General features: G+C 69.5%; 15 protein-coding genes. 11 read left to right on the forward strand and 4 right to left on the reverse strand.

Features of this window, described 5'->3' with window-relative positions; all coding sequences use genetic code 11:
• Window positions 1-316: 316 nt before the first annotated feature.
• The 10 genes from ubiU to HPF_RS22565 all read left to right on the forward strand — a co-directional run bounded on the left by ubiU (window position 317) and on the right by HPF_RS22565 (window position 8821).
• Complete coding sequence (gene ubiU, locus HPF_RS22520; protein ID WP_133157888.1) at window positions 317-1315, forward strand: ubiquinone anaerobic biosynthesis protein UbiU; 999 nt, start codon at window positions 317-319, stop codon at window positions 1313-1315.
• A gap of 2 nt (window positions 1316-1317) precedes the next feature.
• Window positions 1318-2241 carry a ubiquinone anaerobic biosynthesis protein UbiV gene (gene ubiV, locus HPF_RS22525; RefSeq protein WP_133157889.1) on the forward strand — a complete coding sequence of 308 codons (924 nt, stop codon included), beginning with the start codon at window positions 1318-1320 and terminating at the stop codon, window positions 2239-2241.
• A 4-nt stretch (window positions 2242-2245) separates the two neighbouring features.
• On the forward strand, window positions 2246-2863 hold the full coding sequence (trhA, locus tag HPF_RS22530; RefSeq protein WP_133157890.1) for a PAQR family membrane homeostasis protein TrhA: 618 nt from the start codon (window positions 2246-2248) through the stop codon (window positions 2861-2863).
• Between the two features lie 16 nt (window positions 2864-2879).
• The gene (gene ubiT / locus HPF_RS22535) at window positions 2880-3383 is read left to right on the forward strand and encodes a ubiquinone anaerobic biosynthesis accessory factor UbiT (RefSeq protein ID WP_079367432.1); all 504 of its coding nucleotides are present in this window, start codon (window positions 2880-2882) and stop codon (window positions 3381-3383) included.
• Window positions 3370-3774 carry a putative zinc-binding protein gene (locus HPF_RS22540; protein ID WP_133157891.1) on the forward strand — a complete coding sequence of 135 codons (405 nt, stop codon included), beginning with the start codon at window positions 3370-3372 and terminating at the stop codon, window positions 3772-3774. Before ubiT ends, HPF_RS22540 begins: the two co-directional genes overlap by 14 nt.
• Window positions 3755-4354: a UbiX family flavin prenyltransferase gene (locus HPF_RS22545; RefSeq protein WP_079367315.1), complete on the forward strand. Its 600-nt coding sequence runs from the start codon at window positions 3755-3757 to the stop codon at window positions 4352-4354. The genes HPF_RS22540 and HPF_RS22545 overlap by 20 nt, the downstream gene beginning before the upstream one ends.
• A complete protein-coding gene (gene ubiD, locus HPF_RS22550) occupies window positions 4351-5835 on the forward strand; it encodes a 4-hydroxy-3-polyprenylbenzoate decarboxylase (protein ID WP_133157892.1) in 1485 nt (494 codons plus the stop codon). Before HPF_RS22545 ends, ubiD begins: the two co-directional genes overlap by 4 nt.
• Before the next feature lie 28 nt (window positions 5836-5863).
• Window positions 5864-6667, forward strand: coding sequence for a type IV pili methyl-accepting chemotaxis transducer N-terminal domain-containing protein (locus HPF_RS22555; protein ID WP_066157089.1), 804 nt, complete (start codon window positions 5864-5866; stop codon window positions 6665-6667).
• A gap of 176 nt (window positions 6668-6843) precedes the next feature.
• Window positions 6844-7791, forward strand: a complete 948-nt coding sequence (locus HPF_RS22560) for a radical SAM/SPASM domain-containing protein (protein WP_133157893.1) — start codon at window positions 6844-6846, stop codon at window positions 7789-7791.
• Between the two features lie 7 nt (window positions 7792-7798).
• On the forward strand, window positions 7799-8821 hold the full coding sequence (locus HPF_RS22565) for a phosphopantetheine-binding protein (protein WP_133157894.1): 1023 nt from the start codon (window positions 7799-7801) through the stop codon (window positions 8819-8821).
• 17 nt (window positions 8822-8838) lie between these two features.
• On the opposite strand, the gene HPF_RS22570 is transcribed toward HPF_RS22565, so the two are convergent.
• From HPF_RS22570 to HPF_RS22580, 3 genes are read right to left on the reverse strand one after another with little or no spacing between them, the layout of a single operon-like run.
• On the reverse strand, window positions 8839-9540 hold the full coding sequence (locus tag HPF_RS22570) for an anaerobic ribonucleoside-triphosphate reductase activating protein (RefSeq protein ID WP_241559754.1): 702 nt from the start codon (window positions 9538-9540) through the stop codon (window positions 8839-8841).
• A complete protein-coding gene (nrdD, locus tag HPF_RS22575; RefSeq protein WP_133157895.1) occupies window positions 9530-9721 on the reverse strand; it encodes an anaerobic ribonucleoside-triphosphate reductase in 192 nt (63 codons plus the stop codon). Before nrdD ends, HPF_RS22570 begins: the two co-directional genes overlap by 11 nt.
• Window positions 9722-9757: 36 nt before the next feature.
• Window positions 9758-11779 carry a ribonucleoside triphosphate reductase gene (locus tag HPF_RS22580; RefSeq protein WP_133157896.1) on the reverse strand — a complete coding sequence of 674 codons (2022 nt, stop codon included), beginning with the start codon at window positions 11777-11779 and terminating at the stop codon, window positions 9758-9760.
• A gap of 215 nt (window positions 11780-11994) precedes the next feature.
• Between HPF_RS22580 and HPF_RS22585 the strand changes: the two genes are divergently transcribed.
• Window positions 11995-13287 carry an acyl-CoA dehydrogenase family protein gene (locus HPF_RS22585; protein WP_133157897.1) on the forward strand — a complete coding sequence of 431 codons (1293 nt, stop codon included), beginning with the start codon at window positions 11995-11997 and terminating at the stop codon, window positions 13285-13287.
• A gap of 12 nt (window positions 13288-13299) precedes the next feature.
• Here HPF_RS22585 and HPF_RS22590 read toward each other — a convergent pair whose 3' ends face one another.
• Complete coding sequence (locus HPF_RS22590; protein ID WP_133157898.1) at window positions 13300-14067, reverse strand: hypothetical protein; 768 nt, start codon at window positions 14065-14067, stop codon at window positions 13300-13302.
• Between the last annotated feature and the right edge of the window lie 6 nt (window positions 14068-14073).

Raw genomic sequence — 14073 nt, forward strand, 5'->3', positions numbered from 1 at the left:
TCGGCGGTCTCGCCGTCTCCAGGCGCCACCGCCCCCATCACATCTCGTGCATTCATCGTCTGATTTCCCATAGGACGGCGCAAAAAACCGCTGGTGGAGACTACCGGCGACGGCGTCGCGCCGCCTTGTTCTGTGTCAAGAATTTCTGCGACGACCTGGGGAAAAACCCAGTCACCGGCAGGGTGATCCGGACCGACCGGTTTGCGCCAGATCAAGCCATGACGCCCTTGACACGGGTCAATCGCCGTCCGTCGGCTCGGGGCTAAGGTCGCGCCTTCCTTTCGCCGCCCGTCGGCCACCAACCCGTTCATTGCCCATGGATCTCGTCTGCCCCGCTGGCAGCCTGCCCGCCCTCAAGGCCGCCATCGACCACGGCGCCAGCTGCGTCTACCTCGGCCTGCGCGACGCCACCAACGCGCGCAACTTCGCCGGCCTGAACTTCGACGACGCCGGCATCGCCAGCGGCATCGCCTACGCGCACCAGCGCGGCCGCCAGGTCTTCATGGCCATCAACACCTACCCGCAGGCCGGCCAGCCGCAGCGCTGGCAGCAGGCGCTGGACAAGGCCGTCACCCTGGGCGTGGACGCCGTCATCCTGGCCGACCCCGGCCTGATGGCCTACGCGGTGCAGCGCCACCCGCAGCTGCGGCTGCACCTGTCGGTGCAGGGCTCGGCCACCAACCACGAGGCGATCAACTTCTACCACCGGCAGTTCGGCATCTCGCGCGCCGTGCTGCCGCGTGTGCTCTCGCTCGAACAGGTGCGCCTGCTGGTGCAGAAGACGCCGGTGGAGATCGAGGTGTTCGGCTTCGGCAGCCTGTGCGTGATGGTCGAAGGCCGCTGCGCGCTCTCGTCCTACGTGACCGGCGAATCGCCCAACACGCACGGCGTGTGCTCGCCCGCCAAGGCGGTGCGCTGGCAGGAAACCCCCAAGGGCCTGGAGTCGCGCCTGAACGGCGTGCTGATCGACCGCTACGCGCCCGGCGAGAGCGCCGGCTACCCGACGCTGTGCAAGGGCCGCTTCGACGTCGAGGACGACCACAGCTACTACGCGATCGAGGAACCCACCAGCCTGAACACCTTGTCGCTGCTGCCGCAGCTGGCGCAGATGGGCGTGCGCGCGATCAAGATCGAAGGCCGCCAGCGCAGCCCGGCCTATGTGGCGCAGGTCACCAAGGTCTGGCGCGAGGCCATCGACAGCTGCGCGGCCCAGCCCCAGCACTACACGCCCAAGGGCCAGTGGATGGCCGCGCTGGACCAGGTGGCCGAAGGCCAGCAACACACCCTCGGTGCCTACCACCGCCCCTGGAAATGACCATGCAACTCTCTCTCGGGCCGCTGCAGTACTACTGGCCGCGCAGCACGGTGTTCGATTTCTACGAGGCCATGGCCGCGACGGCGGTGGACATCGTCTACCTCGGCGAAGTGACCTGCTCGCGCCGGCACGAGCTGCGGCTGTCGGACTGGCTGGATGTGGCGCAGCTGCTGCGCGAGGCGGGCAAGACGCCTGTGCTCTCGACCCTGGTGCTGCTGGAGTCGGGCTCGGACGTGGGCGCGATGCAGAAGATCGCCGCGAACGAGGACTTCCCTGTAGAGGCCAACGACATGGGCGCGGTCGGTGCGCTGGCGGGACACAAGCCCTTCGTGGCCGGGCCGCACCTGAACATCTACAACGCGCCGGCGCTGCACTGGATGGCGGAACAAGGCGCCACGCGCTGGGTCGCGCCGCTGGAGATGAAGCGCGACGACCTCGCCCTGTTGCAGCGCGAGCGCCCCGCCGGCCTGCAGACCGAGGTGTTCGCGCACGGCCGCCTGCCGCTGGCGTTCTCGGCCCGCTGCTTCACCGCGCGCCACCGCAACCTGCCCAAGGACGACTGCCGCTTCAGCTGCATCGACCACCCCGACGGCCTGATGATGCAGACGCGCGAGCAGGCCGACTTCCTGGTGCTCAACGGCATCCAGACCCAGTCGGCCCGGGTGCACAGCCTGATCGACGCCTGGGACGATCTGGCCGCGCTCGGCGTGGACGTGGCCCGCATCAGCCCGCAGGCGCAGCACACGGCCGAGATCGTGGCGCTGTACGACGCGCTGCGCCGTGGAACCATCACACCCGCGGCCGCACGCGACGCGCTGCTGCCCCTGCTGCCGGCGGCGGGCGACGGCCAGCCCGACTGCAACGGCTACTGGCATGGCCGTCCGGGGCTGGACCGGGTCGAGCACCGCCACGCGGTCACCGCCTGACGCCATGGTGCACGGCGAACGTTTCAACAGCATCAGCCACCTGGTCGGCGTGTTCCTGGCCATGGCCGGTGCCGCGGTGCTCATCACCCAGGCCTCGCTGCAGGGCGATGCCTGGCGCATCGTGGCCTTCAGCATCTACGGTGCCATGCTCATCGCGCTCTACGGCGCCTCCACGCTCTATCACGCGCTGCGCGGACGCGCCAAGGCGGTGTTCCAGAAGCTGGACCACTGCAGCATCTACCTGCTGATCGCCGGCAGCTACACGCCTTTCGCCCTGGTGTCGCTGCGCGGCCCCTGGGGCTGGACGCTGCTGGGCGTGGTCTGGTCGCTGGCCGTGCTGGGCATCGCGCAGGAAATCTGGCTGGCCCGCGGCGCGCGGCGCCTGTCGCTGGCGCTGTACGTGCTCATGGGCTGGCTGGCGCTGGCCGCGGTGGTGCCGCTGTGGCAGGCGCTGGGGCCGGGCGGATTCGCCTGGCTGGCGGCCGGTGGCGCGCTCTACACCGGCGGCGTCGCCTTCTACGTGGCCGACGAACGCCTGCGCCACAGCCACGGCATCTGGCACCTGTTCGTACTCGGTGGCAGTGCCTGCCACTTCTTCACCTTCCTGCTCTACGTGGCCTGAGGCCATGCCGCCCACCATGACTGCTGCCCCATCCGACCGCCGCTTCACCGTGCCGCCCCCACTGGCCGGTCTGCTCACCCGCCTGCCGCCCTACCCCGGCTCGCTGCTGCTGGTCACCGGCCTGAACCTGGTGCTGGCGCGACAGCTGCCGGCCGACGTGGGCGCGCACCTGAACGGCCGGCGCATCCGCATCCAGGTGCGCGACGCCGGCCTGCGCTTCGACTTCCGCGGACAGGACGGCCAGTTCCGCGCCTGCGCGCCACAGCAGTCCCCCGACCTCACGCTGAGCGCGAACGCGCACGACTTCCTGCGCCTGGCCCGGCGGCTGGACGACCCCGACACCCTGTTCTTCAATCGCCGCCTGTCCATGGAAGGCGACACCGAGCTCGGCCTGGTGGTGAAGAACGCGCTCGATGCGCTGGAACTGCCGGTGTTCGAGCCCGCACAGTGGGCGCCGTCGGCCGTGTTCGCGCGGCTGCAGCGGCTGCGCCCTTTTGGTCCGCCCCATGGACCCCGCTGAACGCCGGGCGCTGCCCATCGTCTATTCCTGCTCGGGCTGCTCCAGCGCCGCGCAGCTGGCCAACCACGTCGCCGTGCGGCTGGACCGCACCGGCATTGCGGAAATGTCCTGCATCGCGGGCGTGGGCGGCGATGTGCCGTCGCTTATCAAGACCGCGCAATCGGGCCGCGCCATCGTGGTGCTCGACGGCTGCCCGCTCGAATGCGCGCGCCACTGCCTGCAGCGCCACGGCGTCAACCCCACCCAGCACCACCAGCTGAACCTGTACGGCGTGCGCAAGCGCCTGCACGAGGACTTCGACCCCGAGCAGGCCGAGGCCGTGCTGTTCCGCGTGCGCAGCGACCTGCAGAAGCTGCCCGCACCCGCACCCGATGAACCCACCCCCGACTGAAACACGCCGCCTGCTGGTGGCCATCACCGGCGCCAGCGGCGCGGTCTACGGCCTGCGCCTGCTGCAGGCGCTGCAGACCGTGTCCGACGTCGAAACCCACGCGGTGGTTTCCGACGCCGGCTGGCAGACCCTGCGCCACGAACTGCACGCCGACCCGCAGACGCTGCGCCCGCTGGTGCACACGCTGCACGACGCGGCCGACATCGGCGCCGGCCCGGCCAGCGGCTCGTTCCGCTGCGGCGGCATGGTGGTGGCGCCGTGTTCCATGCGCACGCTCGCGGCCATCGCGCACGGCCTGAGCGACAACCTGGTCACGCGCGCCGCCGACGTGATGCTCAAGGAGCGCCGCCGGCTGGTGCTGATGGCGCGCGAGACGCCGCTGCACCTGGGCCACCTGCGCAACATGACCGCCGTCACCGAGATGGGCGCCATCGTCTGCCCGCCGGTGCCGGCCTTCTACCTGCGGCCGCAGAGCGTGGACGACATCGTCAACGCCAGCGTGGCACGCGTGCTCGACCTGCTGGATGTACCGCACACGCTGAGCGAGCGTTGGGCGGGGCTGGAAGCCGAACCGGCATGACCTACAGGGACCTGCGCGATTTCGTCGCGCAACTCGAAGCCGCGGGCGAACTCAGGCGCGTGCGCGAACCGGTGTCGCCGCAGCTGGAGATGACCGCGCTGTGCGACCGCGTGCTGCGCGCCGGCGGCCCGGCCCTGCTGTTTGAAAACCCCACCGGCCACACCATGCCGGTGCTGGCCAACCTGTTCGGCACCACCGCGCGCGTGGCGCGTGCCATGGGCGTGGCCGACGTGGGCGATCTGCGCCGCTTCGGCGAGGTGCTGGCGCGGCTGAAAGAGCCCGAGGCGCCGCGCGGCCTGCGCGAGATGGCCGGCCTGGGCGATCTCGTCAAATCGCTCTGGCACATGAGCCCGCGCGAAGTACGGCACGCGCCCTGCCAGGCCGTGGTGATCGAGGGCGAGGACGTGGACCTGGCGCAACTGCCGATCCAGCACTGCTGGCCGGGCGACGTGGCGCCGCTGATCACCTGGGGCCTGGTCATCACCCAGGGGCCGCACAAGCCGCGGCAGAACCTGGGCATCTACCGCCAGCAGCTGCTCTCGCGCAACCAGCTCATCATGCGCTGGCTGGCGCACCGCGGCGGCGCGCAGGACTTCCGCGAACACGGCCGCCTGCACCCCGGCCAGCCCTACCCGGTGGCCGTCGCCATCGGCGCCGACCCGGCCACCATCCTCGGCGCCGTCACCCCCGTGCCCGACAGCCTGAGCGAGTACCAGTTCGCCGGCCTGCTGCGCGGCGCGCGCACCGAGGTGGCGCCCGCCATCGGCGTGCCGCTGCGCGTGCCGGCCACGGCCGAGATCGTGCTCGAAGGCCACATCCACCCCGACCCGGCCCACCCCAGCGGCTATCAGCACGCGCTCGAAGGCCCGTACGGTGACCACACCGGCTACTACAACGAACGCGCCGAGTTCCCGGTGTTCACGGTCGAGCGCATCACACGCCGGCGCGACGCGATCTACCACTCCACCTACACCGGCAAACCACCCGACGAACCCGCCGTGCTGGGCGTGGCGATGAACGAGCTCTTCATCCCGCTGCTGCAGCGCCAGTTCCCCGAGATCGTGGACTTTTACCTACCGCCCGAGGCCTGCAGCTACCGCATGGCCGTGGTCAGCATCCGCAAGGCCTACGCCGGCCACGCGCGGCGCGTGATGATGGGCGTCTGGAGCCACCTGCGCCAGTTCATGTACACCAAGTTCATCGTCGTGGTGGACGAGGACATCGACGTGCGCGATTGGAAGGACGTGGTCTGGGCCATGAGCACGCGCATGGACCCGGCGCGCGACAGCTTCACCATCGAACACACACCCATCGACTACCTCGACTTCGCCTCGCCCGTCAGCGGCCTGGGCAGCAAGATGGGCCTGGACGCGACCAACAAGTGGCCCGGCGAGACCAGCCGCGAATGGGGCCGCACGATGCACATGGACCCGGCCGTCACCGCGCGCATGGACGCGCTGGCCGAGGGCCTGGGGCTCTGACGTTTTCCGACCAACACCTGAACGAACCATGCAACGCCGTCACCTTCTGGCCCTGCTGGGCACCTCGCTGCTCGCCGGCACCGGCCACACCCAAAACACCCCGTCCGGCCCGGCACTGCCGCTGGGCACCGCCATCAACCGCGCCGGCCGCCTGCGCGCACTGTCGCAGCGCGTGGCCAAGCTGCACGTCCAGTCCACCCTGGGCGTGCTGCCCGAGCGCGCCAGCGATGTCATGCGCCAGTGCCGCCAGCTGATCGGGAGCAGCCTGGACGAGCTGAGACGCCAGCCCCTGAGCGCCGACACCCAGCCCCTGATGCCGCGCCTGCAGGGCCATGCCGAGCGCTTGCTCGTGCTCACGGCCGGCAGCGGAGCGCCGCCCCGCATCGACGACGTGGTGCGCTCGGCCGACGACATGCTCAAGTCCGCCGACGAGCTCACCACCGCGTTCGAGAAACAGAGCAAGCAGAGCGGCGCCCGGGTGGTCAACGTGGCCGGACGCCAGCGCATGCTGTCCCAGCGCGCCGCCCGCGCCCACTTCCTGCAGGCCGCCGGCGGCACCGCGGCGGCCGGCCAGGCGCAGCAGCTGGAGGCCGCCCGGCGCGAGTTCGACGAGGGCCTGACCTATCTGGCCAGCGCCCCCCTGTCCACCCCGTCGATCCGCCAGCAGCTGGAACTGGCGCGCGGCCAGTGGCTGTTCTTCGACCAGGCCCTGCGCAAGCCCGGCCAGGGCGATGCCCTGCAGACGGTGGCCACCACTAGCGAACGCATGTACGAGGTCATGGACCAGCTGACCGGCCTGTACGAGCAGGCGGTGCAGGAGCTGTACCGCTGACGTCGCGCGGGCTTCGTCTGGCAAACGGTGAGGCGCCAGACCTGATCCGGCTTGAGTCAGATCAAGCCATGGGCCATTGAGCCAGATCAACAGCGGGCCGATCGGCCACCACTAACGTTCGCGGACTTGGTCGGTTTCGCCACCAAGGCCCCGCCTTCCTGATCTAGGAGAACGCCATGGCCCATGCTGATCTTGAAAACATCGCAAGAACGCTCCGGCGGTTTCCGTTCCCGAAGAAGTTTGCCGTCGAGCTGTGCGCCGAGTGCAATCTGGCGTGTTCGATGTGCCACCACCCGAACATGAAGCGCCCCAAAGGCGTGATGCCCTTCGAGCTCTGGAAGAAGTGCGCCGACGAGATCGCTGCGACGGCGCCAGACACCGAGTGCTGGTTCTCTTTCTGCGGTGAGCCGTTGCTCGAACCCGCACTGCTGTTTCGCTGCCTGAGCTACGGCCGATCCGTCGGCCTCCAGTCGCTCAATGTCAACACCAACGGCATGTTGCTCACACCGGAGCTGGACGATGCCTTGCTGGATTCGGGCGTGCACCTGGTGGTCTTCGGCATCGACGGGTTCTCCAAGCAGTCCTTCGAAAAATACCGGGTGAAAGCCAACCGGGACGTGGTCTACGCCAACGCCGAGCGGCTGCTGGCCCGCCGCGATGCGCGCGGTCTGCCGGTCGCGATCCAGACGCAGTTCATCGTGATGGACGACAACGCATCTGAAGTCGATGCATACAAGGCGCACTGGCTGGAGCGCAATGCGGTCGTCAAGGTCCGCCGTCAGCTCAGCTGGGGCGGCAAGTTCGATACGGGCCTGGCCATCACGCCTGAAAACCGGATCCCCTGCCCATGGGCGATCACGATGATGCATGTCTTCTGGGATGGACGGATTCCGCGCTGCCCGGGCGACACCGAGGGCGAGGAAGGCGAAGGCAACGCGTGGCACGCGTCTCTGAGCGATCTCTGGGCCCGCCTGGGTGGCTATCGGGATCTTCATCTGGCACGCAGTTTTGACGCCCTGCCCGAGCGCTGCAAGACCTGCACGGACTGGATGACGGGCGCCGCCGAGCGTGTGCGGCCGGAATCCGGGGCGGTCCCCCTTGAGCCCGTCTGCTCGCGCGCGTGAGAGCGCCATGAAAGACGCTCTTTTCCTTTGTGGCGTGGGCAATGGCGAGGGCATTCGTCTGGCACTGACCGTCAACCGCACATCTCCGCGCTGGCAGAGGATCGTGCTGCTCGACGACGACCCGTCCAAGCACGGCACGACGCGTCTCGGCCTGGAGGTCGCAGGACCGATCAGCCATCTGGCCGGTGTGGATGCCAACTGCTCCGAGGTCGTGAACCTGGTCACCCGCACCACCGATGGGCGCGCCCGGGCACAGGAAAAAATCGGGCAGTACGGCATTCCGTTCACCTCGCTGATCCACCCCGGTGTCGACCTGTTCGGAGCAGAGGTGGCATCGGACGTGACCATCTACCCGCATGCGTCCGTTGGTGCCGAAGCCCGCATCGGACCAGCGTCCGTGCTGCTGATCGGAGCGGTGGCCGGTCACGGCGCCCGCATCGGCCGAGGCTGCGTGGTTGCGCCCAACGCCGTGATCAATGCCCGGGTGACGCTCGGGGACCGGGCGTACGTGGGCTCCAACGCCAGCATCCTGCCCGACTTGCGCATCGGCGCCGGAGCGACGATCGGAGCCAACTGCATGGTCTACACCGACGTGCCGGAAGGAGCGACGGCCATGGGCGTGGCCGCCCAGGTTCTGAGCGCAACACCTCACCACGCGCCGTCCGGTTCGATGGAAGCGCATGGCTTGCAGCCGGACTTTCCAGACGATCCGTCATCAAGCATCGCCGGCGCGGGCAGCGCCCACATCGAAGCCGTCATCACCAAGGCCCTTGTGCACGTGCTTGGCGCCGGAGAGCTGGACAGAAGCGGCAACTTCTTCGAGCTCGGGTGCAACTCGCTCAAGGCGCTGGAACTTGCACAGCATCTGCGCCCCCTGCTGGGGAGGGATGTGCAGGTCGTGGACATCTACCGCTTTCCCACCGCACCGGCGCTGGCCTCCTTTCTGACAGGTGGAGACCCAGCTGCGCTGGGCATGCGCCAGGCGCAGCAGCGAGCGGAAATGAGGCGCCAGCTGCGCTCGCGTGCGTGACCACCTGCGGCATGCGCTCAGCGGCACTCGAAGCGCTCGAAGCGCAAAGCCAGCGCCGCCAGGTCTGAAGCGTCCAGCACGTCCCGCGAGGACGCCGGGCCGCGGCAGGTCTGCAGCACCCAGTGGCGCACCGACTGTGCGGCCAGCTCATCGGCCAGGCGGAACAGGTCGTCGCGCCCGAACAGGCCGGCGTGCCAGGTGGTGCGGCACTCCAGGGCCACGCCGCTGTCCAGCAGCAGGCGCAGGCTGCGCGCGGCGCGCCCGGCACCCCCGCGCGCGCCGGTGACGGTGTCGTGCAGGTGCCGGGGCGCCTTGACGTCCAGCCCCACCCAGTCCAGGTGCGCCAGCGCCTGCGCCAGGCGCTGCGGGTACATGCCGCCGGTGTGCAGACCGGTGGCGTGGCCCATGGCCCGCGCCTCGGCCAGGGCGGGCACCAACGCCGCCTGAAGGGTCGGCTCGCCGCCCGAGAAGATCACGCCGTCGAGCAGCCCGCGGCGCTGCTGCAGGAAGGCCCGCACCGCCGGCCAGGACAGGGCACCGGGCACCGCCGCGTCCAGCAGGGCCGGGTTGTGGCAGTACACGCAGCGCCACGGACAGCCCTGCAGGAACACCACGGCCGCCAGCCGGCCGGGGAAGTCGATCCCGGTCAGCCGCGTCAGCCCGCCGATGCGCAGGGCGTCGGCCCCGCGCCGCACCGCATCCGACGCCTCAGGCGGCACGGCCGGGTTCGGCAAAGAAGCGCCGCTCGGCGTGTTCGCCCTGCTTGCCCCGGTTGAAGCTGCTCACCGGCCGGTGGTAGCCCATGACGCGGGTCCAGACCTCGCAGGGCTGGCGTTCGTCGTCGCGCAGGGCGACGTCCTGGGCAAGGGCGGGGACGGTGGCGGGTGTGGATGCGTTCATGGTGGTTTCCTTGTGGGGTGGTAGGAAGACGGTGTGTCAGGCCGCCTGCAGCTGGCGTTTGGCGGCCAGTTTCTCGGCGTCGCATTTCGGGCAGAACGGGTGTTCGCCGGCCAGGTAGCCGTGGGTGGGACAGATGGAGAAGGTGGGCGTGACGGTGATGTAGGGCAGGCGGAAGTTCGTCAGCGCCCGCTGCACCAGGGCGCGGCAGGCGTCGCCGCTGCTCAGGCGCTCGCCCATGTACAGGTGCAGCACGGTGCCGCCGGTGTACTTGCGCTGCAGCGGGGCCTGGCGCTCCAGCGCCTCGAACGTGTCGTCGGTGAAGCCCACCGGCAGCTGCGACGAGTTGGTGTAGTAGGGCTGCTCGGGTGTGCCGGCCTGCAGGATGCCGGGCCAGCGCTTGCGGTCTTCGCGCGCGAAGCGGTAGGTGGTGCCCTCGGCCGGGGTGGCCTCCAGGTTGTAGAGGTGGCCGGTCTCTTCTTGGAACGCGACGATGCGCGCACGCACGTGGTCGAGGAAGCGCAGCGCGAAGGCGTGGCCCTCGTCGGTGGTGATGTCGTGCGCGTCGCCGCTGAAGTTGCGCACCATCTCGTTGATGCCGTTCACCCCCAGGGTGCTGAAGTGGTTGCGCAGCGTGCCCAGGTAACGTTTGGTGTAGGGGAACAGGCCCTGGTCCATGAGGCGCTGGATCAGCTTGCGCTTGGTCTCCAGGCTCTGTTTGCCCAGTTCCAGCAGGCGGTCCAGCGCGGCCAGCAGGCCGGCCTCGTCACCTGCGTGCAGGTGGCCCAGGCGCGCGCAGTTCACCGTGACCACGCCCAGGCTGCCGGTCTGCTCGGCGCTGCCGAACAGGCCGTTGCCGCGCTTGAGCAGTTCGCGCAAATCCAGCTGCAGGCGGCAGCACATGGAGCGCACCATGTTCGGCTGCAGCTCGGAGTTGATGAAGTTCTGGAAGTAGGGCAAGCCGTACTTGGCCGTCATGTCGAACAGGCGCCGCGCGTTCTCGCTCTCCCAGGGGAAGTCGGGCGTGATGTTGTAGGTGGGAATGGGGAAGGTGAACACGCGGCCCTTGGCGTCGCCCGTGGTCATGACGTCGATGTAGGCGCGGTTGATCAGGTCCATCTCGGCCTGCAGCTCGCCGTAGCAGAACGGCATTTCCACACCGGCGATCACGGGCACCTGCTCGCGCAGGTCTTCGGGACAGACCCAGTCGAAGGTGAGGTTGGTGAACGGCGTCTGTGTGCCCCAGCGCGAGGGCACGTTGAGGTTGTAGACCAGCTCCTGGATGCACTGACGCACGGCCGCGTAGCCCATGCGGTCCTGTCGCACGTAGGGCGCCAGGTAGGTGTCGAAGGAGGAGAAGGCCTGCGCGCCCGCCCACTCGTTCTGCAGCGTGCCCAGGAAGTTGACGATCTGCCCGACCGCCGACGAGAGGTGCTTCGGCGGACCCGACTCCACCTTGCCCGGCACACCGTTGAGGCCCTCGTTGAGCAGGGTGCGCAGCGACCAGCCCGCGCAGTAGCCGCTGAGCATGTCGAGGTCGTGGATGTGGATGTCGCCGTCGCGGTGGGCTGCGCCGATCTCGGGCGTGTAGACGTGCGAGAGCCAGTAGTTGGCCGTGACCTTGCCGGCCACGTTGAGGATCAGGCCACCCAGCGAATAGCCCTGGTTGGCGTTGGCGTTGACGCGCCAGTCGGCGCGCGTGAGGTACTCGTTGACCGAGGCCTCGACGTCCACCAGGGTCTGGCGGTCGCTGCGCAGCTGGGCGTGCTGCTCGCGGTAGACGATGTAGCCGCGCGCCGTGCGCAGGTGGTTGGCCGCGATCAGGGTCTGCTCGACCACGTCCTGGATCTGCTCGATGGTCGGCGCCGCGCCATTGAAGCGGTGACCCAGCACCTTGACCACCTGCGCGCACAGCAGCTGCGCCTCGGCCCCGTCGAATTCCCCGCTGGCCTGCCCCGCGCGCGCCAGCGCGGAGCGGATCTTGTCGGCGTTGAAAGCCTCCCGAAGCCCCGAGCGCTTGAGCACCTCGCGCGGCCAGCTGGACACCATCGAATCGTTCATGCGAATCCTCCTTGGACACTACCTATGGTGTCTAAGGTACCCACCAAACACCATAGGTAGTTTGATTTGCCGCAAAGTCGGCTGCATCAGAAGGCCATCGCCAGCCCCTTTTTTCGCTCCGAAACGGCTTGACCTGCATCAAGCCCGTGACCGACCGGGGCCGGTGTGTCGCCCAGGTGCGGACGGCGCCCCGCAGCCGGGCGAACAATCCCGCCATGGACTTCGAACACAGCCCCCGCGCACAGGCGCTGCTGCGCCAGCTGGACCAGTTCCTGCTGACCTATGTGTTGCCGCACAACGCGGCCTGGCACCAGGCGGTGCAGGACGGGCAGTACCCGCCGCCCTTCCTGGAAGACCTCAAGACGCTGGCGAAAGAGGAAGGGCTGTGGAACCTGTTCCTGCCCGGCCTGCGCGCCGACGAGCCGGGCACGCGCCTGGCCAACCTCGACTACGCGCCGCTGGCCGAGGCCATGGGCAAAGTCAGCTGGGCGGCCGAGGTGTTCAACTGCAGCGCGCCCGACACCGGCAACATGGAACTGCTGCACCGCTTCGCCACCCCGTCGCAGCGCGAACACTGGCTGATGCCGCTGCTGCACGGCGAGATCCGCTCGGCGTTTGCGATGTCCGAGCCCGACGTGGCCTCGTCCGACCCGACCAATCTGCAGACCACCGTGCGGCGCGAAAGCGGCGAGCTGGTGATCAGCGGCCGCAAGTGGTTCATCACCGGCGTGGCGCACCCGGCCTGCCGGCTGCTGATCGTGATGGCGCGCAACGCCGACGGGGACGACGACGCCAGTGAGGATGCCCACCACCAGCACAGCATGGTGCTGGTGCCCATGGGCACGCCGGGGCTGGAGGTGGTGCGCAACATCCCGGTGGTGCACCACCACGCGCCCGAAGGCCATTGCGAAATTGTGCTGCGCGGCGTGCGCGTGCCGGCCGACCACCTGCTGGGCGACTGGGGCCACGGCTTCGCGATGGCGCAGGCGCGGCTCGGCCCCGGCCGGGTGCACCACTGCATGCGCACCATCGGCCAGTGCGAGCTGGCGCTGGCCCTGGCCACCGAGCGCGCGCTGGAGCGGCGCAGCTTCGGCCACCACCTGGCCGACTACGCCAACGTGCAGGAATGGATTGCGCACTCGCGCATCGAGATCGACCAGGCGCGTCTGCTGGTGCTGCGCTGCGCCTGGCTGCTGGACCACCCCGAACAGGCCGAGCCGCCCGCCGTGCGCGCGCAGGTCGCGGCGATCAAGGTGGTGGCCGCCGGCTTGCAGACCCGCGTGGTGGACCGCGCGATGCAGGTCTTCGGCGCCATGGGCCTGTCGCCCGACACGCCGCTGGCGCAGTTCTGGACCTGGGGCCGCGCCCTGCACCTGCTCGACGGCCCGGACGAGGTGCACCTGCGCAGCGTGGCGCGGCACGAGTTCGCGCAGGCGCGCGAGCGGCTGGGCTCGCTGTCGGCCTACTTCACGACGCCGGAGCAGATGCGCACGCCACCGAGGCTGTAACCGCGCCGGTGTTCAGCGGTCCACCTGGCCCGGCAGCGACAGGTCGCCCGACGCGACCTTGAACACCTGGGCCACACACAGCAGCGGGGCGTGCACGCTGGCGTTCACGCGCAGGGCCGCGGTCACGCCGTCAAACTTGGCGGCCTGCAGCGCCGACACGTTGTCGAAGGGCACGCGCACGCTCACGCTGCCGCGCGCGAACGAGGGACTCCAGCCGGGGCTGTCGATCAGCAGCGGCAGACCCGGCCAGGTCTTGGGCAGGCGCGGCCGGCTGCCTTCGGGGATGTCGACCACCTTGAGCGCGCCCTTGCCACAGGCCTCGTCCGGCTGCAGCACCACCCAGTGCGAGTGCCACACGCCGCCGTCGTTCTTCAGGTGACCGTCGCCGTTTTCGTCGAACAGCGGCGTGTCGTCGAAGTCGGGGTGGGCGGTGACGGCAAAGGCCAGGATGCCGGCCTGGGGCTCGAAGCCGACCTCAGCCGGGTCCAGGCTGGTGGGCCAGACGTAGGAGAACACCTTGCTGCCGGCCAGCTGGCCCGACTTCGTGGGCCGCGTGCGCCCGGCCTTGCCCGAGACCTGCATGTGGAACACCAGGGCGTTGTCCTCGGTGGTGATGCGGGTGTGCACCACGTCGAAGGGCGCGTGGACCGCTTTGGCCGGCGCGGTCGCGATGCCGCCGGTGTGGTCGTGGCCGCGGTCGGCCAGGGCCGGGCCGGCGGCGGCGAGGGCGGCCGCCAGCAGGGCGGTGTTCAGGGGGGTGTGCAGACGGACAGAACGCATGAAAAA

The organism is Hydrogenophaga pseudoflava, from assembly GCF_004353865.1.
Classification (GTDB): domain Bacteria; phylum Pseudomonadota; class Gammaproteobacteria; order Burkholderiales; family Burkholderiaceae_C; genus Hydrogenophaga; species Hydrogenophaga pseudoflava.

What these genes read in the sequence shown, in the direction of transcription:
- ubiU (WP_133157888.1), top strand. Translation starts at nt 317, where the DNA reads ATGGATCTCGTCTGCCCCGCTGGCAGCCTGCCCGCCCTCAAGGCCGCC.
- ubiV (WP_133157889.1), top strand. Translation starts at nt 1,318, where the DNA reads ATGCAACTCTCTCTCGGGCCGCTGCAGTACTACTGGCCGCGCAGCACG.
- trhA (WP_133157890.1), top strand. Translation starts at nt 2,246, where the DNA reads ATGGTGCACGGCGAACGTTTCAACAGCATCAGCCACCTGGTCGGCGTG.
- ubiT (WP_079367432.1), top strand. Translation starts at nt 2,880, where the DNA reads ATGACTGCTGCCCCATCCGACCGCCGCTTCACCGTGCCGCCCCCACTG.
- HPF_RS22540 (WP_133157891.1), top strand. Translation starts at nt 3,370, where the DNA reads ATGGACCCCGCTGAACGCCGGGCGCTGCCCATCGTCTATTCCTGCTCG.
- HPF_RS22545 (WP_079367315.1), top strand. Translation starts at nt 3,755, where the DNA reads ATGAACCCACCCCCGACTGAAACACGCCGCCTGCTGGTGGCCATCACC.
- ubiD (WP_133157892.1), top strand. Translation starts at nt 4,351, where the DNA reads ATGACCTACAGGGACCTGCGCGATTTCGTCGCGCAACTCGAAGCCGCG.
- HPF_RS22555 (WP_066157089.1), top strand. Translation starts at nt 5,864, where the DNA reads ATGCAACGCCGTCACCTTCTGGCCCTGCTGGGCACCTCGCTGCTCGCC.
- HPF_RS22560 (WP_133157893.1), top strand. Translation starts at nt 6,844, where the DNA reads ATGGCCCATGCTGATCTTGAAAACATCGCAAGAACGCTCCGGCGGTTT.
- HPF_RS22565 (WP_133157894.1), top strand. Translation starts at nt 7,799, where the DNA reads ATGAAAGACGCTCTTTTCCTTTGTGGCGTGGGCAATGGCGAGGGCATT.
- nrdD (WP_133157895.1), bottom strand. Translation starts at nt 9,721, where the DNA reads ATGAACGCATCCACACCCGCCACCGTCCCCGCCCTTGCCCAGGACGTC.
- HPF_RS22580 (WP_133157896.1), bottom strand. Translation starts at nt 11,779, where the DNA reads ATGAACGATTCGATGGTGTCCAGCTGGCCGCGCGAGGTGCTCAAGCGC.
- HPF_RS22585 (WP_133157897.1), top strand. Translation starts at nt 11,995, where the DNA reads ATGGACTTCGAACACAGCCCCCGCGCACAGGCGCTGCTGCGCCAGCTG.
- HPF_RS22590 (WP_133157898.1), bottom strand. Translation starts at nt 14,067, where the DNA reads ATGCGTTCTGTCCGTCTGCACACCCCCCTGAACACCGCCCTGCTGGCG.